Source organism: Streptomyces sp. NPDC041200 (assembly GCF_055591805.1).
Genome location: NZ_JBVIZF010000002.1, coordinates 282,997 through 304,716, shown reverse-complemented (window position 1 = coordinate 304,716; position 21,720 = coordinate 282,997). Strand labels below are relative to the sequence as shown.

19 protein-coding genes, 1 tRNA gene and 1 pseudogene are annotated in these 21,720 nt (G+C 71.6%); 15 read left to right on the top strand and 6 right to left on the bottom strand.

The features are described from left to right. Window positions 1-70: 70 nt before the first annotated feature. Window positions 71-475 carry a hypothetical protein gene (locus ACZ6CL_RS06490; RefSeq protein WP_468931916.1) on the top strand — a complete coding sequence of 135 codons (405 nt, stop codon included), beginning with the start codon at window positions 71-73 and terminating at the stop codon, window positions 473-475. A 341-nt stretch (window positions 476-816) separates the two neighbouring features. On the opposite strand, the gene ACZ6CL_RS06485 is transcribed toward ACZ6CL_RS06490, so the two are convergent. Together ACZ6CL_RS06485 and ACZ6CL_RS06480 are read right to left on the bottom strand one after the other, a co-directional pair. Further along, window positions 817-1,107: a hypothetical protein gene (locus ACZ6CL_RS06485; RefSeq protein ID WP_468933284.1), complete on the bottom strand. Its 291-nt coding sequence runs from the start codon at window positions 1,105-1,107 to the stop codon at window positions 817-819. Window positions 1,108-1,700: 593 nt separating this feature from the next. Next, on the bottom strand, window positions 1,701-1,979 hold the full coding sequence (locus ACZ6CL_RS06480; protein ID WP_468931914.1) for a hypothetical protein: 279 nt from the start codon (window positions 1,977-1,979) through the stop codon (window positions 1,701-1,703). Between the two features lie 78 nt (window positions 1,980-2,057). On the opposite strand from ACZ6CL_RS06480, the gene ACZ6CL_RS06475 reads away from it, so the two are divergent. Continuing rightward, the gene (locus ACZ6CL_RS06475; RefSeq protein ID WP_468931912.1) at window positions 2,058-2,813 is read left to right on the top strand and encodes a GntR family transcriptional regulator; all 756 of its coding nucleotides are present in this window, start codon (window positions 2,058-2,060) and stop codon (window positions 2,811-2,813) included. A gap of 146 nt (window positions 2,814-2,959) precedes the next feature. Here the strand turns inward: ACZ6CL_RS06475 and ACZ6CL_RS06470 are convergent. Continuing rightward, a tRNA-Ser gene (locus tag ACZ6CL_RS06470) sits at window positions 2,960-3,046 on the bottom strand. Between the two features lie 39 nt (window positions 3,047-3,085). Further along, on the bottom strand, window positions 3,086-4,762 hold the full coding sequence (locus ACZ6CL_RS06465) for a S1C family serine protease (RefSeq protein ID WP_468931909.1): 1,677 nt from the start codon (window positions 4,760-4,762) through the stop codon (window positions 3,086-3,088). Between the two features lie 188 nt (window positions 4,763-4,950). Between ACZ6CL_RS06465 and ACZ6CL_RS06460 the strand changes: the two genes are divergently transcribed. The 3 genes from ACZ6CL_RS06460 to ACZ6CL_RS06450 all read left to right on the top strand — a co-directional run bounded on the left by ACZ6CL_RS06460 (window position 4,951) and on the right by ACZ6CL_RS06450 (window position 7,771). Beyond that, entirely contained in the window at window positions 4,951-5,814 is an 864-nt protein-coding gene (locus tag ACZ6CL_RS06460) for a glycerophosphodiester phosphodiesterase (protein WP_468931906.1), read from the top strand. 140 nt (window positions 5,815-5,954) lie between these two features. Further along, window positions 5,955-6,635, top strand: coding sequence for an ATP-binding protein (locus ACZ6CL_RS06455; RefSeq protein ID WP_468931903.1), 681 nt, complete (start codon window positions 5,955-5,957; stop codon window positions 6,633-6,635). Between the two features lie 167 nt (window positions 6,636-6,802). Beyond that, window positions 6,803-7,771, top strand: coding sequence for a DUF5926 family protein (locus ACZ6CL_RS06450; protein ID WP_468931900.1), 969 nt, complete (start codon window positions 6,803-6,805; stop codon window positions 7,769-7,771). A gap of 458 nt (window positions 7,772-8,229) precedes the next feature. On the opposite strand, the gene ACZ6CL_RS06445 is transcribed toward ACZ6CL_RS06450, so the two are convergent. Beyond that, window positions 8,230-8,901, bottom strand: coding sequence for a bifunctional DNA primase/polymerase (locus ACZ6CL_RS06445; protein WP_468931897.1), 672 nt, complete (start codon window positions 8,899-8,901; stop codon window positions 8,230-8,232). A gap of 584 nt (window positions 8,902-9,485) precedes the next feature. Between ACZ6CL_RS06445 and ACZ6CL_RS06440 the strand changes: the two genes are divergently transcribed. The 3 genes and pseudogenes from ACZ6CL_RS06440 to ACZ6CL_RS06430 form a co-directional block, all read left to right on the top strand. Then, window positions 9,486-11,120, top strand: a complete 1,635-nt coding sequence (locus tag ACZ6CL_RS06440) for a PP2C family protein-serine/threonine phosphatase (RefSeq protein WP_468931894.1) — start codon at window positions 9,486-9,488, stop codon at window positions 11,118-11,120. Window positions 11,121-11,169: 49 nt separating this feature from the next. Continuing rightward, window positions 11,170-12,678, top strand: coding sequence for an aminopeptidase P family protein (locus ACZ6CL_RS06435; protein WP_468931891.1), 1,509 nt, complete (start codon window positions 11,170-11,172; stop codon window positions 12,676-12,678). Between the two features lie 118 nt (window positions 12,679-12,796). After that, window positions 12,797-13,015: pseudogene (locus ACZ6CL_RS06430) on the top strand (GntR family transcriptional regulator); the annotation flags it as partial. A gap of 144 nt (window positions 13,016-13,159) precedes the next feature. Here ACZ6CL_RS06430 and ACZ6CL_RS06425 read toward each other — a convergent pair. Beyond that, on the bottom strand, window positions 13,160-13,663 hold the full coding sequence (locus tag ACZ6CL_RS06425; RefSeq protein WP_385443206.1) for an ATP-binding protein: 504 nt from the start codon (window positions 13,661-13,663) through the stop codon (window positions 13,160-13,162). Window positions 13,664-13,864: 201 nt separating this feature from the next. Between ACZ6CL_RS06425 and ACZ6CL_RS06420 the strand changes: the two genes are divergently transcribed. The 7 genes from ACZ6CL_RS06420 to pheA all read left to right on the top strand — a co-directional run bounded on the left by ACZ6CL_RS06420 (window position 13,865) and on the right by pheA (window position 21,201). Beyond that, window positions 13,865-14,686: a hypothetical protein gene (locus ACZ6CL_RS06420; protein ID WP_468931887.1), complete on the top strand. Its 822-nt coding sequence runs from the start codon at window positions 13,865-13,867 to the stop codon at window positions 14,684-14,686. A 103-nt stretch (window positions 14,687-14,789) separates the two neighbouring features. After that, window positions 14,790-15,527, top strand: a complete 738-nt coding sequence (locus tag ACZ6CL_RS06415) for a YcnI family protein (protein WP_468933281.1) — start codon at window positions 14,790-14,792, stop codon at window positions 15,525-15,527. Window positions 15,528-15,671: 144 nt separating this feature from the next. Continuing rightward, window positions 15,672-16,334, top strand: a complete 663-nt coding sequence (locus tag ACZ6CL_RS06410; protein ID WP_468931884.1) for an SCO family protein — start codon at window positions 15,672-15,674, stop codon at window positions 16,332-16,334. After that, window positions 16,331-16,786: a copper chaperone PCu(A)C gene (locus tag ACZ6CL_RS06405; protein ID WP_468931882.1), complete on the top strand. Its 456-nt coding sequence runs from the start codon at window positions 16,331-16,333 to the stop codon at window positions 16,784-16,786. The genes ACZ6CL_RS06410 and ACZ6CL_RS06405 overlap by 4 nt, the downstream gene beginning before the upstream one ends. Before the next feature lie 6 nt (window positions 16,787-16,792). Further along, the gene (locus ACZ6CL_RS06400; protein ID WP_468931879.1) at window positions 16,793-18,913 is read left to right on the top strand and encodes a copper resistance protein CopC; all 2,121 of its coding nucleotides are present in this window, start codon (window positions 16,793-16,795) and stop codon (window positions 18,911-18,913) included. Next, window positions 18,910-20,187, top strand: a complete 1,278-nt coding sequence (gene efeB, locus ACZ6CL_RS06395; protein ID WP_468931876.1) for an iron uptake transporter deferrochelatase/peroxidase subunit — start codon at window positions 18,910-18,912, stop codon at window positions 20,185-20,187. The genes ACZ6CL_RS06400 and efeB overlap by 4 nt, the downstream gene beginning before the upstream one ends. A 78-nt stretch (window positions 20,188-20,265) precedes the next feature. Beyond that, window positions 20,266-21,201 carry a prephenate dehydratase gene (gene pheA, locus ACZ6CL_RS06390; protein WP_468931873.1) on the top strand — a complete coding sequence of 312 codons (936 nt, stop codon included), beginning with the start codon at window positions 20,266-20,268 and terminating at the stop codon, window positions 21,199-21,201. Window positions 21,202-21,720: the final 519 nt, after the last annotated feature.

The following is a 21,720-nucleotide window of genomic DNA, read 5'->3' as shown; positions in this document are numbered from 1 at the left end:
AGTAGACGTAGATGTCCCATGCCATATCAACCAATTCGTGGGGACCCTGAAGCTGCACGACAATTGCTGCATGAGCCACCTCGTCAAGTCGCTCGTCAAGCTCTTCGTGCTCACGATCTGGGACTGGCACGAAATCGACGTCAGGATTAGAAAGGCGCTCACTGACGATCTTCTGGATTCTGGCGACCTTTCGGCTAAAAAGGAAGGCGGCGGTGCCCAAGGCGCTGTACGCCTGGCGTCGAGCTTCCAGGCGGGACAACTCATGATTGAACTCGCCGCTGAGGCCTGCGGCGTTGACTGCAGACCGCCCCCCGATGAAGGCGCCCCCCAGCGCACCCACGACGCCAACGGCTCCGGCTATGACTGCTGCGATTCCTCCATCCACGTCTTCTACAAACGTTGTTGCCGTCGCGCTGGTTCCTGGTGGGGAACCAACTCATCAGCTCGGCACCCGACGTGGGGCCCGACCAAGTAGGACAAGCTTCGCTACAGGTGTGCCCCATGCGTGCCAGATCTTGGGGGAACCACGGGGGAACAGTGGCTACGTGTCGGCAGTCAGTCAGGACACAAGAACCACTTCGCCGCAGGTCAGCAAGGCGGGCGCTCAGGCCTAATAACGCCCAGGCCTCCCAAGCTGTTGTCGTCAGGTCCTGTCACGCTCTGAGCAGACGGGAGTCAGCGAGCGCAGCAGAACGGCTGTCGTACGTGCATAACAAGAAAAGCAGGGAGGACTCGAACCATGTCCGAGGCTCCCTGCTGAACTGCACCTATCCAGGGCCCGGGATGGCAAGTCGACCGGGCATTTCTCTGAGGGGGCTACTCAGGCGTTACCAGACGGTGACCGCGACTGGTAGCCACGCGCAGCACGTCCCGCAGTGCGCCAGTCAACTGCGCGGCGATGAGCTTCAGTTTCTCCGGATCTTCGGTCTCATCGTCGAGTACCTGAACTGTCTGCCCGAGCAGTTCGGCGGCCATCCCGAGTTGCACTGCCTCGATATGGTCCGCCAAGCGGGACATGTAGCCCTCCCGGTCGTCGGTGTCCAGGTAGCACGGCTTGCCCTCAGGCCCCGTCCACGGGAGAAGCCTCAGTTCGTGCTGTGCCCTCATCCCTGCGTCTGCCTCTCGGTGGATCTCGCCGGTGGATGTCGGCGCGCGGCCTGGTGCCCAGTCGCTCATTGCTTCACCTCTGCTTGCCCCGCCTGGCCGGACGCCGAGTGACACGGGCAGCCACACGCCTCGTAGATCAACGGCACGTCGACCGGCGCCGAAGCCGGAGAGGACTCCGTGCAGGCGTCGTGCGTGCCGATCCGGCAGGCGGGCGAGCGGTACGGGGCGGCCGGGGCGTGCGGGCTGTGGGTCTGCCGTCGAGAGGGCATCAGCAGACCCCCAGAAGGGCCGACCGGGCCGCGGTCGGCAGATGGGGAGCAACGACAACCGTCGGGTGCCGTCGTGCGCGCCTTTCCCAGGCCAGCACGTACGGACGGACGAGGGCGGTTTCCTCGGCCGTGAGCGAGTAGTGGTGCCTCGCCCAGTCGGAGGCCCGGCCCAGGCTGAGCGTCGGTTCGTCAGCGGGCGCCGAGAAGGCTGCGGCTGGCGGTCGGGAGGGCGTTAAGGGGCGGCGGTGCCTGCCCTTGGAGACGTGCCGCGCCCTGGTGAGGGAGACGGCGCGGCGGATACGGTTGAGCACGCTGAATCAGCTCCTATCGCTGATGGCTCGGTCCCCCGACATCGCCCGTCGTGGGGACCGCTTTGTGTACGACCGCCCGGAGAGTGCGGCCGTTCAGGCTGGTGGCGAGGAGCCCGAACCGATCGGCCTCGGCCAGCGCCGCCAGGACCTCCCTCCATGACTCGGTGGAGAGCGACTCCGGCACGTCCGCTTCGACCGACGTGAACCGGGCGTACTCCTCCACGCGCGTGGGGAGCCCGACGGCGGACAGCCGGGCGGCGATGGTCGCCGCGCTAACTCGCGAAGCGGGCACAGGGCAGCCTCCGTCACCGGCGATCACTTTCAGTGAAGCTAGTTAACTAGATTAGAGCTAGTGGACTAGATTTTCCATATGCCTGAGCAGCCGCCCTATCTCCGCGTCGCCGACGAACTCCGGCGGCGGATCGCGGAGCACGTATGGGAGCCGGGGGAACGCCTGCCGTCCCGCGCCCAGATCGGCCAGGAGTACGGGGTGGGCGAGAACGTGGTCCGCCGAGCGCAGGAGTTGCTGATCTCCCAGGGCGTGCTGGAGGGCCGAGCCGGATCGGGCACCTACGTCGCCGAACCTCGGCAACGAGTGCGGGTCGTCCGGTCGTCGGCGCGCGAGCAGCCCGAAGGGTCGCCGTTCCGCGCGGACATGAGGGCAGTCGGCAAGCACGGCGACTGGGAGAGCCGGACCGACGCCAAGGTTCCGGCCCCGGCGGAGATCGCAGCGCGGCTCGGTATCGCCGAGGGCGAGTTGTGCGTCCGGACGTCGTACGAGTTCCTGGCCGACAGCAGGCCGGTGCAGCTGTCGACGAGTTGGGAGCCGTACGACCTCACCGCAGGCACGCTCGTCGTCCTCCCCGAGGGAGGGCCGCACGCCGGGGCGGGCGTCGTGAACCGCATGGCGGCTATCGGAATCACCGTCAGCCATGCGGTGGAGCAGCCGGAGCCGAGGCAGGCGACCGCCGAGGAGGCATCGCTTCTCGGCATCCAGAAGGCCGCGCTCGTCACGCACATCCGGCGGACGTACTACAGCGACCAGGGGCGGCCGGTGGAGACAGCGGACATCGTCGTACCCGCCGCTCACTGCGAGATCGTGTACGAGATTCCGATCAATCGGTAGTCGGCGAGGGCCCTCTCAGCCGGTGTCCGGCCGTGCCCCTTCCGTGCCCGATCGGTCGGGGAATCGTGGGGAACGGCGGTGTCCTGCGGGTGGCGCGCATGACTACGGCCCCCGACCGTCTTACCTGGTCAGGGGCCGTAACGCTGCGGAGGCTGTGGGATTTGAACCCACGGTGACATCGCTGCCACGACGGTTTTCAAGACCGTTCCCTTAGGCCGCTCGGGCAAGCCTCCCCGCGCCGCCTTAAGGGGCGCGGGGATCAGCCTAGCGTGTCAGCTGTCTCCCTTGCGCTGCCCCAGGGTGACGTCGACCGTTGACGTCTTGCCGTCGCGCTTGTAGGTGAGGGTGACCTTGTCACCGGGCTTGTGGGTCCAGATCTCGCTGATCAAGGTCGGGCCGCTGTCGATCACGGTGTCGTCGAGCTTGGTGATCACGTCGCCGGACTTGAGGCCCGCCTTGGCGGCCGGGCCGCCGGGGACGACGGCGGGGCTGCCGCCTGCGCCGTTGGCGGCGATGGTGGCGCCCGAGGCGCTGTCCTTCATGCTGACCGTGGCCTCGATCACCGGGTAGACCGGCTGGCCGGTCTTGATCAGCTGCTGGGCAACGTTCTTCGCCGTGTTGATCGGGATGGCGAAGCCGAGGCCGATGCTGCCGGACTGCTGGGACTCGCCGAGGCCGCTGCCGCTGCCCGCGGACTGGATGGCCGAGTTGATCCCGATGACGCCGCCGTCCGCGTTGAGCAGCGGGCCGCCGGAGTTGCCGGGGTTGATGGAGGCGTCGGTCTGCAGGGCGCTCATGTAGGAGGCGTTGCCACCGCCGCCGTCACTGGAGGCGACCGGCCGGTTCTTGGCGCTCACGATGCCCGTGGTGACGGTGCCGGACAGGCCGAACGGGGCACCGATGGCGACCGTGGCGTCGCCGACGACGACCTTGTCGGAGTTGCCGAGCGGCAGCGGGTTGAGCTTGGCGCCGGAGGCGTTCTTGAGCTTGATGACGGCGACGTCGTAGCCCTGGGCCTTGCCCACGACCTCGGCGGCGTACCGCTTGCCGTTGGAGAAGGTGGCGGTGAGCTTGCCGTTGTCGGCGGCGGAGGCGACGACGTGGTTGTTGGTGAGGATGTGGCCTTGCTTGTCGTAGACGAAGCCGGTGCCGGTGCCGCCCTCACCGTTGTTGCCCTGCGCCTCGATGGTGACGACGCTCGGCAGGGTCTTGCCCGCGATGTTGGACACGGATCCGGGTGCGCGGCTTTCCGCCTTCGGGTTGCCGACGGCGGAGACGGTGGTGGTGTCGCCGCTGTCGTTCTCCCGGTCGGCCGCCCAGAAGCCGACGCCGCCGCCGATGCCGCCCGCGACCAGCACGGCGGCCAGGACGGCGGCCACGAGCCCGCGGGGCTTGCGCTCCGGGGTCCCGGGAGGGCCGGGAGGCGGCGGTACGGGGGCGTTGCCCCACGGGCCGCCGGGGCCGCCCGGTCCGCCGCCCTCGGCGCCGTAGCCGGGGCCGCCCGGCTGGCCGCCGTCGGAGGGCCACGGTCCGGGGCCGGAGCCGGGGGCGCCGTAGCCGGGAGCACCGCCGGAGTCGCCCGCGCCGGTCGACGCGAATGCCGCCGGGGGCTGGGCCGGAGCCGGGGGCTGGGCCGGAGGGGTGGGGGACGGCGCCGGGCCGCCCGCCTTCGCCATCTGGTCCGGAGCGCTCTGATCCGAAGCCGTGTGGTTCGAAGCCGTGTGGTTCGAAGCGGTCTGGTCCGCAGCCGTGTGGTCCGGGGCGGCCTGGGCCGGGGCGGCCTGGGCCGGGGCCGGGCCTATCGGCGCGTCCGGGGCGGCCGGCTTCGTGCCCGCGGTGGGCTCGAAGTCCGGCGCGGGGGGCACCGCGGGGTTCGGGTGCGGCGCCGGAGGGGCCGGGTGCGGCCCGGCCGCAGGCGGTACGGCAGCGCCCTCGTTCTCGGTGCTCACAGCTGTCTCCTCAGGTGCACGACAGTTTTTCCATGACGGCCCACGCGTACGTATTACCGTTGTCAGCTTTTCCCACGGCGCGTCAGACCGCCGTAAGGAGCGGCGGCCGTGTGGACTACCACCCTTTATCCCGGACAATTCGCCCTACCGCCATTCCGGGCAACGGCCGGAAGAGGAACCTTCCACCAATGGACACCGGGCGGTGGCACCATAACGCGGTGACCTATGCGCGTTCTGACCGGGACATCCGCCCGGGTCCGCACACCGTGTCCGTCGTGGCTCACCGCGGGGCCTCCGAGGACGCGCCGGAGCACACCCTGGCCGCGTACCGCAGGGCGCTGGAGGACGGCGCCGACGCTCTGGAATGCGATGTCCGGCTGACCGCCGACGGCCACCTCGTCTGCGTCCACGACCGGCGCGTCGACCGCACCTCCAATGGCCGCGGCGCCGTCTCCGGGCTGGAGCTGGCCGATCTCGCGGCCCTCGACTTCGGGTCCTGGAAGGGGCAGGCCACCGACAAGGAGGCGCCGGACCGGAAGAGCCGCGACAGTACGTCCGTCCTCACTCTCGAACGGCTGCTGGGCCTGATCGCCGACACCGGACGCCACGTCGAACTGGCCATCGAGACCAAGCACCCCACCCGGTGGGCGGGCCAGGTCGAGGACCGGCTGATCCAGCTGCTGCGCCGGTACGGGCTCGACGCGCCGCCGCCCGGCGAGCCGCCGCCCGTGCGCGTCATGAGCTTCTCGGCGCGCTCGCTGCACCGGGTGCGGCTCGCAGCGCCCGCCATCCCCACCGTCTATCTGATGCAGTTCGTCCTGCCGCGCCACCGGGACGGACATCTCCCGCCCGGGGTGCGCATCGCGGGCCCCAGCATCCGGATCGTGCGCAACCACCCGACCTATGTGGCGCGGCTGCGGCGCGCGGGGCACCGAGTGCACGTGTGGACCGTCGACGAACCGGCCGATGTCGAGCTGTGCGTGCGGCTGGGGGTCGACGCACTGATCACGAATCGCCCCAAACAGGTACTGTCCCAACTCGGGCGTTCATAGTGGGCATTACAAGGCGTGCACCGGCGCGTTCGTTACGTATTCGATCGTGACGAGTGCGTCACACGATGCCACTTGGCCGGTTTCCGCTCCAGCCCATTGGGGCATCCATCCCCTGGCGTGGGGCGAAGGAGGTCTCGGGGGTGGCGTTGGTGGTGGCACAGAAGGTGCCGACGTCGTCGACCATGGCCGTACCCCATGGTCCTGCGGGCGTCCGCGCGGCACGACACTGGATGCGCGGCGATTTGGGCAGGACTGGGGTATCGGATTCGGTCATAGACGACGCAGTGTTGATCCTTTCGGAACTGCTCAGCAATGCGTGGCGACATGGCAGCCCATGGCGCTCCGGCCCTGGCGGCGAGACGGTTCACGCGGCGTGGAGCGTCGATGAAGACGATCGGGTGACGATCGAAGTCACGGATGGCGGTGGCCCCACAAGGCCACTTCCGGCCAAACCTTCCGTTACGGCCCGCGGCGGCCGCGGGCTGAACATCATCAGGTCCCTGGCCGACGACTGGGGCGTACGGGACGGCACGGGCGAGGTCACCGTATGGGCCCTCCTCCCGGCCGACACCGGCTTCTCCGGGCGGGTCGTGCTGCCGCCCGACCTCGGGGCGGAACTGGCCCCCGGCCTTCACGGTACGAGCGGCAGCGCCCACGGCGGCCCGAAGAGCAGCGCCCACGGCGGCCCGAAGAGCGCCGCGCACAGCGGCCCGAAGAGCGGCCCGGGCGCCGGGGCGGGCATCGTGGCGAATATCGACACGAACATCGATCCTGATTTCGACCGCGACCTGGGCTTCGCCGATCTGGACGAGCTGGCGTGACCGACGCGGCGCATCTGGCCGACGACGTTCGGCCGACGGGCTAGGCTCCCGCCCGTACGCGTAGCCGTACGACGGCGTACGCGCCGATACGAGCCGTAGCCGATACGAGCCGTATGCGGGCCGTACGCACGAGCCCTGAGCCGCCACGATCGGGAGACAGCCACATCATGGCCAAGAAGCGCCGCCCCCAGACGAAGGCCGCAGGATCACGGGGCGCCACGGGCGACATCCCCGTGGTGAGTGCGCGGGAGCCCTGCCCGTGCGGTTCGGGCCGCCGCTACAAGGCCTGCCACGGCCGGGAGGCCGCCCACGCCGTCACCGAGCTGGTGCAGCGGCCCTTCGAAGGGCTCCCCGGCGAATGCGACTGGGTGGCGCTGCGCGAGCTGGTGCCCGCCGCGACCGTCCGCCTGAACCTCGCAGAGGGGCTGCCCGAGGGCGTGCCGTCGGTCACCCTGGCGACCGTGCTGCCGATGGCCTGGCCCGCGCTGCGCCGGGACAGCGGCGCGGTGCTGGTCGGTCTGCAGAACGACACGGCCTCCGGCGACCTCAGCCGCGATCTCGCCGACACGCTGCGGCGCGCGCTGACCGCCGAGCCCGGCACGCCGGTGTCGGCCCAGCGGGCGCCCGGCGACGGTCCGCGCCTGCAGGATCTGCTCGACCCGAACAGCGCTTTCACGCCGACCCTGCACGAGGGGTTCGAGTTCTGGCTGGAGGACGCCGCGAACGCGACCGGGGAGGTCGCCGCGTCGCTGGAACGGGCCAACGCGGCCGCGATCCCCACCGTCCGGCTCACCGGTGCGGAGGCCGCCTACTGGTGCGAGACGCCGGAGAAGAACCACCTGCGGTGGGTGATGTCCCACCCGGAGGAGAAGCTGCTCGACGCGCTCGCGCGGCTGCACGCGGCGGGGGCGTCCTCACTGGGCGAAGACACCCGTCTGGTGGGCTCTTTCCGGGCTCACGGGCTCACCGTGCCGGTGTGGGACCTGCCCCGCGGCATGGGCGCGGAGGAGACCGAGAAGCCGGCCGCGGAGCTGGCGGAACGGCTGGGCGAGGCCCTCGCGTCGGACGAGCCGCTCACCCCCGAACAGCGCCGCGCCCGGGGCGGTCTCACCAACCGTCAGGTGACGCTCAGCTGAGGTTCCGGACGGGATCGGCCGGGCCCCCGGACCGCGTGACGCTGCTCACAACTCACTGTTACGGCCTGCAAGTACGCGTCCGGAAATCCGCGATCGAATTTGCTTAGCGCCGATCTCTTGTTACGGTTCTAAAAGCCCGGTCGCTGGTGCATCCCCCGTCGCCAGCGACCGGGCGCTTCCATGTCCGGCACCGGAAGGCACAGGTCCGGTACGGACCAACCGGCCGCGGCGCCGCGGGAGTTGCCCCCGCCGCAGGCTCCCAGTCGACTTCCTCCGGCGGCGCGCGCAGGCCGCTGAAGATCACGGCACTGAAGCATCACGGCGGCGCTGAAGATCACCCGAACGCACGACACGCGGCGCGGCCCTGGGCCGCGCCGCGTGTGGCGTTCACCATCATTTCGTTGACGAGTGTTCGTTGACGGATGTCCGGCCAGCAGACGGCCGGGTCAACGGCCGGGTCAGTAGGCGAGCCGACTGCCCCCGTCAGGCGCGCTGCTGCTCGCCTCGACGAGCGCGTCCACCACGGTGGCCACCTCCGGCAGCCAGGGCCGCCCGCGGCGCTGCGGCGCCCGCTCCCAGCGCACCCGGCCCAGCCCCGTCTGCGACGGCGGCAGCACCAGATAGCCGCCCTCGCCGTGGAACCGCAGCGAGCTGGGCACCCAGTCCTGGCGGTTGAGCAGGTCGCCCAGCTCTTCGAGGGTGTACGGAGCCACCAGCAGCGACCAGCGGGTGGGCGTGGCGACCACCGGGCCGAGCCGGACGCCCGCCCGGTCGAAGGCGGCCAGCGCCCGGGCCCCGGCGACCGCGGGCAGGCTGAGCGCGCAGGGGGCCGTGCCGCCGGTGGCGAGGAGGAGCGGCGCACCGGGGCGGTTGGTCCACCACCAGCGCACCATGCGCGGATCGGTGGTGGCCGCGAGGAGAACGGGGTCGAAGGGGTGTCCGCCCGGCACCGCGCAGTCCGGGTCGGGGCAGCCGCACACCCGCATGCGCCCGCCGCCGGGCTGGAGGCCGATACCCGGCAGGACGGGCCACTGCCACTCGTTGGCGCAGGTGAGCGCCGCGCGGAGCAGCGGCGAGCGTGCGCCGCGCCGCAGCGAGAACTTGCGTCGCCTTCCGAGGATCTCGCGCATGAGCGCTCGTTCCTTTCCGTTAACGCCGAGGGCTGTATCCGTTCGCACTACATGGCACTTCGTGGCACTTCACATGGCACTACGTGGCGCTGCCGGGCGTCGTTCGGCCACTCACAGCACGTGGATCACAAGTCACTGCGCGTACAAGGCAGCGCATCACGCCGCGGGCCGAGCGTGGAACGTGGCGAGGGGTGGCGCGCGCATGGCGCTTACCGTCCTGGGTGGTGCGTTTCCTCGCCACTCGGGGAGGGGCGCGGCCGTTGTGGTCTATGACGCCTGGACCGGCCGCAGGGTTCCGGGGCGGTCCGAACTGCCCCAGTCCCTCTCCGAATGTGTACCCGCCGCGATGGAGACGACGCGCTGTCGAATGACGTCAGTCGACCTCAAATTGGCAGCCTAGCGACTTTTTTTCAGCCAAGTTCAATTCCCCACAGACACTAACAAGACCACCGGGACAATGCTGGACATCGGCTCTCCCGTGCGTGTACATCTGGAGACAGTAGCGGCACAGTAGCGGCGCAGCATGACAGGGGGTTTGCGATGCTATTGAGCAAGCTGGGCGCAGCGGGTGAAGGCAGCGGTCCATGAACTCGCCCCATCCGCCGAAAGTGGCTGGAATCGATTCTTCCCTCCCCGCACCCACGCAAACTGCCGACCCCATCACCCCGCCCCTTGCCGCGCAGTCCGGCGAACCGGCGCCCGGTGTACAGGACCGGCTGGCGGGGTGGGTATCGGATCTCACGACCCTTCACGAGCTGACCGAGCGGCTGATCCACACCAGCGCCCTCGACGACGCGCTGCGCGAACTGCTGCGTGCGGGCGCCGCGCTCGTGGGCGCGCAGCGCGGGCTGGTCTCGCTCGAACCGGCGGACGGGCAGGGCCCGGTGACCACCGTCGGCCTCGGCCTCGGCCGCGCCGACCTCGGCCAGATCGAGACGATCCCGGGCAGTTCCGCGCCCGCGGGCCATCTCCTCGACGGGCTGCCCGAACCGGGTGGCGAGCGCCACCCCGCCGTTGCCCATCCCGACATCCCGGGCGAGGCCGGTCTCCACCCCCGCCACCGTGAGGTCGCCGCCCGCCTCGGCTTCGCCGCCAGTTACGCGGTCCCGCTGGACCCGTTCCCCGGCCCCGGGAGCGGCCCCGGGCTCGCCATCGTCCCCGCGCCCGCCGAAGCCGCCGAGGACGCGCCCCCGGGCAGCGCGGGCGACCGTACGGCGCCGGGCGGGGCGGGGCAGGGCGCCGCGCAGGCCTCCGCCCCGGCCGGTGCCCCCGGCCTGGCGGGCGTGCCCGCCGGGCGGCTCGGCGCGGTCGCCTGGCTCTACGACGAACCGGCCGAGCCCGAGGAGCACCAGCGCCATCTGGTGGCCCTGTACTGCCGTTACGCCGCCGCCCACATCACCCGGCTGATCGAACTGGCCCGCGCCCGCGCCACCGTGGCGACCGTCCGGGAGGAGCTGCTGCCCACCCGGCTGCCGCGGCTTCCCGGGGTGCGCCTCGCCGTCCGCCACCGCCCCGGCGCACGGGGCGGCGGGGACTGGTACGACGCGCTGCCGCTGCCGGACGGCGCCCTCGGGCTGTCGGTCGGCGCGGTCACCGGTTCCGGGCCGAGCGCCATCGTCGCGATGGGGCGGCTGCGGGCCTCGCTGCGCGCGTACGCCGTGATGGAGGGCGAGGATCCGGTCGCCGTGCTCTCCGATCTGGAACTGCTGCTGCGGCTCACCGAGCCCGCCCGCTCCGCGACCGCCCTGTTCGCCTACTGCGAGCCCGGGGCGCGCCGGGTGCTGCTGGCCGGGGCGGGGCACTGCCCGCCGCTGATCACCGGGGAGCGGCGCACGGAGTTCGTGGAGACCACGCTGTCCGCGCCGCTGGGCATGCTCTCCTGCTGGGAGGCGCCGAGCGTGGAGATCGAGCCCGCCTGCGGAGAAACGCTTTTGTTCTACAGCGACGGGCTGCTCCACCGCACCGGTGAGCCGATGGACCGGGCCTTCGCCCGGCTGCACGCGGCCGCGGCCAACGCCCCCAGGGCGGTGCGCGCCGATCCGGACGACTTCGCGGACCACGTGCTGCTGACGATGCTCCCCGGCGACACCGGCGACACCGACATGACCGGCGGCACCAGTGGCACCGGTGGCACGCGCGAGACCGGTGACGCCGTTCGCGGGCCCGCCGCGGGGGACGGTTCCGAGGACATCGTCCTGCTCGTCGCCCACTTCGAATGATCAGCGGCGCCCGGGACGTCTCCCGGGCGCCGCGCCCCCGGGACCTACCATGGGAGAGGTCCAGTTCGAGGAGGATGACGTGACCGAGGAGCCCACTCCTGACGCCCTGGAGACCCCGGAGGCCGAGGAGCAGCCGATCAAGCAGCGGAAGAACGGCCTCTACCCGGGCGTGTCCGACGAGCTTGCCGAGAACATGAAGTCCGGCTGGGCGGACACCGAGCTGCACGACCTGAGCCCCATCGAACAGGCCCCGAACACCGCCCGCCGCCGCGCCGCGCTCTCCGCGCGCTTCCCCGGCGAGCGCCTGGTCATCCCCGCGGGCAACCTCCGCACCCGCTCCAACGACACGGAGTACAGCTTCCGCGCCGCCACCGAGTACGCGTACCTCACCGGTGACCAGACGGAAAACGGCGTCCTGGTGCTGGAGCCGGACGCGGGCGAGGGCCACAAGGCGACGGTGTACCTCCTGCCGCGCTCCGACCGGGACAACGGCGAGTTCTGGCTCGACGGCCAGGGCGAGCTGTGGGTCGGGCGGCGGCACAGCCTCGGCGAGGCCGAGCGGCTGCTGGGCCTGCCCGCCCAGGACGTGCGCGAGCTGACCGACCAGCTGGGCGCCGCGACCGGCCCGGTGCGCGTCGTACGCGGCCATGACGCGGGGATCGAGGCGGCGCTGGCCGACAAGGTCACCGCCGAGCGCGACGAGGAGCTGCGGGTCTTCCTCAGCGAGCAGCGCCTCGTCAAGGACGAGTTCGAGATCGCCCAGCTGCAGTCGGCCGTCGACTCGACCGTGCGGGGCTTCGAGGACGTCGTGAAGGTCCTCGACAAGGCGGAGGCGACCTCGGAGCGCTACATCGAGGGGACGTTCTTCCTGCGCGCCCGCGTCGAGGGCAACGACGTCGGCTACGGCTCGATCTGCGCCTCCGGTCCGCACGCCACCACCCTCCACTGGGTGCGCAACGACGGCCCGGTCCGCTCCGGCGACCTGCTGCTCCTCGACGCCGGGGTCGAGACCACCACGCTCTACACCGCTGACGTCACCCGCACCCTGCCGGTCAGCGGCAGCTACACCCCGCTCCAGCGGAAGATCTACGACGCGGTGTACGAGGCGCAGGAGGCGGGCATCGCGGCGGTCAAGCCGGGCGCGAAGTACCGCGACTTCCACGACGCCGCCCAGCGCGTCCTGGCCACCAAGCTCGTCGAATGGGGTCTGGTCGAGGGCCCGGTCGAGCGCGTCCTGGAGCTGGGTCTGCAGCGCCGCTGGACGCTGCACGGCACCGGCCACATGCTCGGCCTGGACGTGCACGACTGCGCCGTGGCCCGCACCGAGACCTATGTGGCGGGCACGCTGGAGCCCGGCATGTGCCTCACCGTCGAGCCCGGCCTCTACTTCCAGCCGGACGACCTGACCGTGCCCGAGGAGTACCGGGGCATCGGCGTCCGGATCGAGGACGACATCCTGGTGACCGAGGACGGCAACCGCAATCTGTCGGCGGGGCTCCCGCGGTCCGCCGACGACGTCGAGGCGTGGATGGCGCGGATCGTCGCGCGGCGCGGCTGAGACGAGGCGGAACGAGAGCGGAGCGGGGGAGCGTCGGAAGGCGCTCCCCCGCTGCCGTTCCCCGCCGCCGACAGGGTGCGCCGCCAGGGCGGAGTCATGGGTCAATTCGGCGCAGGCCCTGGGCAGTGATCTGCATCTGGAGCTGGCCGGGGCGGGCGGCCGCCGGGCCGCCCTGATCCGCGCGCTGCGGGACGCCGCCCGGGGCGGACGGCTCGGGCCCGGCACCCGGCTGCCGCCCTATCGCTCGCTCGCCGCCGACCTCGGCATCGCCCGCGATACGGTCGCCGACGCGTACGCGGAGCTGGTCGCCGAGGGCTGGCTCACCGCCCGCCGGGGGCTGGCCGACTACCGCCACCCCGATGCCACGGGACCGGCCCACGACGGCCTGGTCGTGGGCTATGGGCCCCGCCCGATCACGCGTTCGCGGGGGCGCTGGACGCGCTGTGCCGGGCGCTGCCGCCCGGTGAGGAGTGACGCGCGACTACGACGCCCTGAGCAGGGAGTCCTCGCGCCACTTGAGGATCTTGTCGAAACTCACCACCACCCCACCGCGACCCGGCCGGTCGCGGTAGCGGACGTGATCGGTGAGCGCTTCGATGAGAAAGAGCCCCCGTCCGTGCTCCGCGTGCGCGGGAGCCGGACTGTGCGGGTGCTGCGGCCTCGGCGCCGACGCCGGACGCCGCTCGCTCCGGGTGCGCGATTCGCGGCGCACGGTGCCACGGCCGGAGAAGCCGGGGCCCGAGTCGGTGACCTCGATACGGCAGGTGTCGCCGTCGATGAAGGCCGTGACGCGGTAGTCCCCGCCCGTACCGTCGCTGCCGCCGTGCTCCACCGCGTTCGCGCATGCCTCGGAAAGGGCGACCGACAGGTCGTAGGAGATTTCCGGATCGACTCCGGCCGTCTCCATGGTGCCGAGGAGCAGTCGTCGTGCGAGCGGAACGCTCGCCGCCTCGCGGGGCAAATGGAGTGACCACCAGATGCTCATGCTCCAGCCTCCCGGCCGCGGCTCGACATACCGTTACGTATTGCCTGGGTCCATGGTCCGTAAGCGTCCGATTGACGTGACTCCGCTCATTCGGCGGACGCGCGCGGTAGGCGCATCGGTGTATAGGCCTGTCCCGGTGTGCGCCGGTACGCCCTACCCGCCGTAGGGAACGCGTTTACCCAGTGGGATGATGGCGCGGCCATGGCTTCCCCTGTCGCCCGTGCGGGTGCCGATCTGCGCATGCTGCGGGCCGCGGTGTTCACCGCGGTCTGCGTCGTGCTGTCCGCGGCGGGGCACGTCCTGGCGTCCTGTACGGCCGTGCCGCTGTGGACCCTCGGCGCGGGGGCCGCGGCGATGTTCGCGGTCGTACTGCCGCTGGCCGGGCGGGAGCGGTCGCTGCCCGGGATCGCGGCGGTGCTGGCCCTGGGCCAGCTCGCGCTGCACAGCCTCTTCAGCTACGGACAGCAGGCGGCCGCCACCGCGGAGGCCGCCCACCGCGCGGACGCGGCCGACGGCCGCGTCATCGGCATGGCGGCGAAGCTGCTGTGCACCACGCTCCCCGGCCGTCTCGACGCCGCCACGGCGCACCGGATCGTCGCCCGGTCGGGCATCGACCCGAAGTCCCTGCACTCCACGTCCTCCACGCCCGCCACCGCGGTGCCCGGCCCCGAGCACCACACGGGACTCACCGCCCTGCTGCCGTCGCTGCCGATGACCCTGGGACATCTGCTGGCCGCACTCGCCGTCGGCTGGCTGCTGCGGCGCGGCGAGCGGGCCGTGTGGCGGGCGGTACGGCTGTCGCTGGACGGGGCGCGCGGGGTCGCGGAAGCCGCGCTCGTACGGTCCCTGCGCGCCGCCCTGGGGCTCGTACGGGCTCTGCTCACCGGGCTCATGGACGACGCGTCCGGCACCGGGCCGCCCCGCCCGCGCCCGGACGGGGCGGACGAGGGCGGGACGACGGCCGTCGTCCTCCAGCACAGCGTGATCCGGCGGGGACCGCCGCGCTACGACCTCGCGGCCTGATCGACGCGACACTCCTCCAGCGGGACCGGAGGGTGGCCGCGACGACGCCGCGCGCGCCGACCCCACCGATCACTCCTCATCTGGAGCGTTTGACATGAACGCCATGCGTCTTCGCCGTCTGCCGGTTCTCGGCGGCCTCACCGCGGGCGCCCTGCTGCTCGCCGCGGGCCCCGCCTTCGCGCACGTCACCGTGCAGCCCGAGCAGGCCGAGAAGGGCGGCTACAGCACCGTCGACTTCAAGGTGCCCAACGAGCGGGACGACTCCTCGACCGTCAAGCTCGAGGTCAACCTGCCCACCGACCATCCGCTCGCCTCCGTGATGCCCCAGCCGGTGCCCGGCTGGGACGTGAAGGTCACCAAGTCCAAGCTGGACAAGCCCATCGAGACCGGCGACGGCAAGGTGACCGAGGCGGTCACCAAGATCACCTGGACCGGCGGCAAGATCGAGCCGGGCATGTTCCAGCAGTTCCCGGTCTCCGTCGGCCCGCTGCCCAAGGACGCCGACCAGCTCGCCTTCAAGGCCCTCCAGACGTACGACGACAAGCAGGTCGTGCGCTGGATCGAGGAGCCCAAGGAGGGCGCGCCCGAGCCCGAGAACCCGGCGCCCGTCCTCAAGCTCACCGACGCGGCCGAGGGCTCGCACGGGCACGGCTCGGCGGGCGCGGGCGACGCCAAGGGGACCAAGGCCACGGCGTCCGGTTCCGGCACGGCGAAGACCGCCTCGGAGTCCGGCGGCGACGGCACCGACACCACCGCACGGGTGCTGGGCATCGCGGGCATCGTCATCGGCGTCGCCGGAGTCGCCTTCGGTGTGCTCGCGGGCCGGCGCCGCTCCGCCTGACCCACTGACCCGCCCCGACCCCGCGTGACGCCACGGCGTGACCGCGCGCCCCGACCCGGCGCCGCGCCACGCCCGGCGGCGGGCCCCCGGGCCCGCCGCCGCCACGCACCACCGATCCAACGATCTCTTTTGGAGAACAGCTCCATGCGCACCAAGATCCTGGGCTCCGCCCTCGTCGTCGCCGCCGCGCTCACCCTCACCGCCTGCGGCGGCTCCGGCGAGGGGGGAGACAAAGGGGGCAGCGCCGCCAGCGTCTCGGGCGGCCAGAAGACGGGACAGGCGATCGTCCTGAACGGCGACGCCAAGGCCAAGCCGGACCTCGTCCTCACCGACACCGAGGGCAAGAAGTACGACCTGATCAAGGAGACCAAGGGCCGCCCGACCCTGGTCTTCTTCGGCTACACCCACTGCCCGGACGTCTGCCCGCTGACCATGAGCAACCTCGGCATCGCCGTCTCCAAGCTGTCCAAGGCGGAGCGGGAGAAGCTGCGGGTCGTGTTCGTCACCACCGACCCGGAGCGCGACACCCCCGAGCGGATGCGGAAGTGGCTGGACGCCCAGGGCGGCACGGACTTCGTCGGGCTGACCGGCGACTTCGACACCATCCAGGCCGGAGCCAAGCCGCTCGGCATCTTCATCGAGAAGCCGAAGAAGGAGAAGGACGGCAGCACCACGGTCAACCACGGCGCCCAGGTGCTGGGCTTCTCGCCCAAGGACGACAAGGGGCACTGGATCTACACCACGTCGACCTCGCCCCAGCAGTACGCCAAGGACCTCCCGAAGATCATCAAGGGGGAGAACCCGTGACCACCCGGCACCGCGCCGCCGCCGCGGCCGCCCTCGCCCTCGGACTGACCGGCACGCTCACCGCCTGCGGCGACGACGGGGACCGCCCCGAGCTGTCCGTCGGCGGCGCGTACATCCCGCGCCCCGCGATGGCCGACATGGCGGCGGGCTTCCTGACCGTCACGAACAAGGGGGGCGGCGAGGACAAGCTGACGTCCATCACCACCCCGCTCGCCCGCGACGTCACCCTGCACACCACCAAGGGCACCCAGATGAAGCAGGTCGGCTCGCTCGACGTGCCCGCGAACGGCGAACTGAAGCTGACCAGCGGGGGCGATCATCTGATGCTGACAAATCTGGTCCACCGCCCGAAGGTCGGTGAGAAGGTCGAATTCACCCTGCACTTCGCCACGTCCGACCCCATCAAGATCAAAGTCCCGGTCGAGCCGATGACGTACCGTCCCAAGGACTGACAGCCGATGCCCTCGCTGACCTCCCCGACCGCCCGGCCCCGGATCTCCGTCACCGCCCGGCGGCTGCTGTCGGTCCTCGGCACGCTGCTCGCCGCGCTGCTGTGCGCGCTGAGTTTCGGCGCCGGGCCCGCGTCCGCGCACGCCGCGCTGACCTCCACCAGCCCCGGCGAAGGCTCGGTGGTGAAGTCCGCGCCGTCGGACGTCAGGCTCACCTTCACCGAGGGCGTGCTGCTCGGCCGGGACGCGGTGCGCGTCCTCGACCCCAAGGGCAAGCGCGTGGACACCGGGAAGACGGCCCACGTGGACGGCAAGTCGTCGACCGCGGCGGTCGCGCTGCGCCCCGGGCTGCCCGACGGCACGTACACGGTGGCGTGGAAGGCGGTCTCGGAGGACAGCCACCCGGTGAGCGGCGCGTTCACCTTCTCCATCGGCGCCCCGTCCAAGACCTCGGTCAAGGCGCCGACCGGTGAGAGCGGCGACAGCACGGTCACCACGCTGTACGGCATCGGGCGGTACGCCGCCTACGGCGGTTTCGCGGCGCTGGTCGGCGCTTGCGTGTTCGCCGGGGTGTGCCGGTCCTCCCGCCCGGTACGGAAGATCGCGGTCGGCGGCTGGGCGACGCTCTTCGGCGCCACCCTGGCGCTGTTGCTGCTGCGCGGGCCGTACGCCAACTCCGAGGGGCTCGGCACGGTCTTCGACCTCGGCGCGCTCGGCGACGCCCTCGACACCAAGCCGGGCGCGGCACTGCTGTCCCGGCTGCTGCTGCTCGGCGTGGCGGCGATCTTCCTGGCCGTGCTCTTCGGCTCGTACACCCGCGACACCGGCGCGGCGGAGGCGGACGCCCGGCGCCGCCGTGACCTCGCCTTCGGGCTCGGCTTCGGCGGCGTCGTCGTCACGGTGGGCCTCGCCGCGACCTGGGCGATGGCCGAGCACGCCTCGGTCGGCATCCAGCGGCAGCTGGCCATGCCGGTCGACGTGATCCACCTGGTCGCGGTCGGGGTGTGGCTGGGCGGACTGGCCTCGCTCGCGGTGACGCTGCGCGCGGGCGTGCCGATCGAGCGGGCGGCCGTGGCCCGCTTCTCCCGGCTCGCCTTCGGGTCCGTCATCGCCCTGGTCCTCACCGGGCTGTACCAGTCGTGGCGGCAGGTCGGCTCCTGGAAGGCGCTGACCGGCACCGACTACGGGCGATGGCTGCTGATCAAGGTGGCCCTGGTCGCGGTGCTCGTCGGCATCGCCGCAGTCTCGCGCCGCTGGACCGGCCGTCTCACGGACGCCGTGAGCGCGGAGAAGGCACAGGTGACGGTGGAGGCAGCGGCGGAGACGGAGGTCCGGACCGAGGCCAAGGCAGTGGTGAAGGAGCCGGTCCGTACCGGCGCCGCGGGAGCCGACTCCGGCTCGGCTGAGGGCTCGGCTGAGGGCTCGGCTGAGGGCTCCGAGGGTTCGCACGAGGGCTCGGCCGAGGGTTCCGGCGAGGACTCCACCGCTGACGCCGCGTCCGGTGAAGAGGCCGGGGCCAAGGCGGCGGACCGTGACGGGGGCGCGGACGACCCCGTCCGCAGCGCGCAGCTCGCCCGTCAGCGGGCGGCCAAGGACAAGACCGCCGCCCAGCGGGAGCGCGACGCCGACCCGCAGCGCAGCGGCCTGCGCCGCTCCGTGATCGCCGAGACCGTCGTGGCCGCCGTGCTGCTCGCGGTGACCACCGTGCTGAGCGGCACCCAGCCGGGCCGGGCGGAGACCGGGAAGCCCGCGGCCGAGGCCGTGGACACCGGGGGGCCGAGCGTCGAGCCGATCAGCGTGTCGATCCCGTACGACACCGGCCCCAAGAGTGGCCGCGGCAAGGCCATCGTCATGCTCGACCCGGCGCTCCCCGGCGACAACGCCGTCAACGTCTTCATCAGCGACTTCGCCGACCGCCCGATCGAGGTGCCGGAGGTGAAGGTCTCCCTGACCCTCAAGGACAAGGGCATCGGCCCGCTCTCTGTCCCCCTCAAGCAGCGGTCCACCGGACACTGGAACGCCGAGGGCGTACAGCTCCCCATGGCCGGGAAGTGGCTGCTCTCCATGACCGTACGCACCTCCGACATCGACCAGGTGACGGAGACCAGGAACGTGAAGATCGCGCAATGAGCACTCAGCACGCCCCGAAAGCCCCCGAAACCTCTTCTGACCAGCACACCGAACCCGCCGGGGTGTCCCGGCGCCGTCTGCTGGGCTCGGCCGGCGCCGCGGGCGCGGCCGGGCTCGTCGTCGGCGGTGCGGCCGGCGCGTACGCCGCGGAGGCGACGCGGAACACGCCCCAGCCGCTCAGCTCCGTCGGCACGACAGCGGTGTCCTTCCACGGCAAGCGCCAGGCGGGGATCACCACCCCGCTGCAGGCCCACGGTCATCTCATCGCCTTCGACCTGGCGCCCGGCGCGAACCGCAGACAGGCCGCCGCGCTGCTGCGCCGGTGGTCGCGGACGGCGCGCGAGCTGACCGAGGGCAAGGCGCCGCCGGACGACACGGGCATCGCGCTCGACGCCGGGCCGTCGTCCCTCACGGTCACCTTCGGCTTCGGCCGCACCTTCTTCGCCAAGGCGGGGCTGAAGGACCGGCTCCCGGAGGCTCTCGCCCCGCTGCCCGACTTCGCCTCGGACGCCCTCGACGCGAAGCGCAGCAACGGCGACCTCTGGATCCAGATCGGCGCCGATGACGGGCTCGTCGCCTTCCACGCGCTGCGCGCGCTGCAGCGGGAGGCCGGGAAGACGGCCCGGCTGCGCTGGCAGATGAACGGCTTCAACCGCACCCCCGGGGCCACCGGCCGCCCCATGACCATGCGCAATCTGATGGGCCAGGTCGACGGCACGAACAACCCCAAACCGGAGGAGTCCGACTACGAGCGGCGGATCTTCGTACCGGACAAGGGGGAACCGGCCTGGATGGCGGGCGGTTCCTACGCCGTGGTGCGCCGCGTCCGGATGCTGCTCGACTCCTGGGACAACCTGTCCCAAGAGCGGCAGGAGAAGGTCATCGGCCGCCGCAAGTCGGACGGCGCCCCGCTGTCCGGCGGCACCGAGACGACCCCGGTGCGGCTCGACAAGATGGGCGCGGACGGCGGGCTGGCCATCGGGGGCGCCGCCCACGTACGGGTCGCGGCCCCCGAGTCCAACCAGGGCGCGGCGATGCTGCGCCGCCCCTTCTCGTACCACGACGGCTTCCGTGACGACGGGGCGCCGGACGCGGGGCTGCTGTTCATCGCGTGGCAGGCGGATCCGATGAAGGGGTTCGTACCGGTGCAGCGGAAGCTGGACCTCGGGGACGATCTGTCGCGGTTCCTGCGGCACGAGGCGAGCGCGCTCTTCGCGGTGCCGGGCGGCTGCGCGCCGGACGAGTATGTGGGTCAGGCACTCTTGGAAGGGTGAGCGAGGGATGAACCGTCCCGCCCCCGGCCGCCGCTGGGTATCGTGGCGGCTCTCATACGATCACAGGGAGCCACCGTGATGTCGGCCAGCCAGTATGCCTACCTCGGCCCCGAGGGCACCTTCACCGAGGCCGCGCTGCGGTCCCTGCCGGAGGCTGCCACGCGCGAGCTGGTCCCGATGGTCTCGGTTCCGGCGGCGCTGGACGCCGTGCGCGGCGGCGCGGCGGCGGCCGCCCTGGTCCCGATCGAGAACTCGGTCGAGGGCGGGGTCACCGCGACCCTCGACGAGCTGGCCACCGGCGAACCGCTGACCATCTACCGCGAGGTGCTGCTGCCGATCAGCTTCGCGCTGCTGGCGCGACCGGGCACCACGATCGCGGACGTGAAGACCGTGACCGGGCACCCGGTGTCCCAGCCGCAGGTCCGCAACTGGCTCGCGGCGAACCTGCCGGACGCCCTGTGGGAGTCGGCGGCCTCGAACGCGGACGGCGCGCGGCTGGTGCAGGAGGGGCGCTACGACGCGGCGTTCGCGGGCGCCTTCGCGGGGCCGAAGTACGGCCTGGAGCCGCTGGTCACCGACATTCACGACGCGGAGAACGCCATGACCCGCTTCGTCCTGGCGGGGCGCCCGGCCCGGCCCGCCGCCCGGACCGGCGCGGACAAGACGTCCGTGGTGATCTGGCTCGGCGACGACCACCCGGGCGCACTGCTGGAGCTGCTGCAGGAGTTCTCGGCGCGCGGCGTCAACATGATGCGGATCGAGTCGCGCCCGACCGGTGAGGGCATCGGCCGCTACTGCTTCTCGGTGGACTGCGAGGGGCACATCACGGACCGGCGGGTGGGGTCGGCCCTGATGGGGCTGAAGCGGATCTGCCCGAAGGTGCGCTTCCTGGGCTCGTACCCGCGCGCGGGCGTGGAGGCGGCGGACCTGGGTCCGCTGCGCCACGGCACCACGGACGAGGCGTTCGCGGAGGCGGCGGAGTGGCTGGCCCGCTGCCAGGACGGGCGGGGCTGAGCGCGGAGGGCGCGGGGGCCGAGCGCGGAAGGCGCGAGTCTCCCGGGCCCGTCAACCACGGGCCCGGGCGGCCGTCGCCAAAAAGTTATCCACAGGCTCGGCTTCGCGCTGGGGACAAGTCGACAACACCAACCCGGCAATGTCGACACATCACCACAGTCACCTCATCGGCTCACATCACCGGACATTGCACACTCGTCACCGCAATTCCAGAGATCCGCTCTTTGGAGTGAGGGATTCCTCTCTCAAAGAGTGTGTGAACGCGGTTCGATAGGGGAATCCATCGCCGAGCATTCGGCGGACTAAACGATCACTGCGACATCCACAGATCTCACACACAGGCTGTGGATAACCCGTGGGTATCCCCCCAGGCCTGTGGACAACGAACGGCCAACTCGCCCCGCACACAGGGGAAGCCAGTCATCTCTTTGCCCCTTTTCGGGGAATGCGCACGCATTCCTTGACGGCGACCCACACAAGAATTCCCAGGTTTTCCCACAGCCATAAACAGGGGCAAAA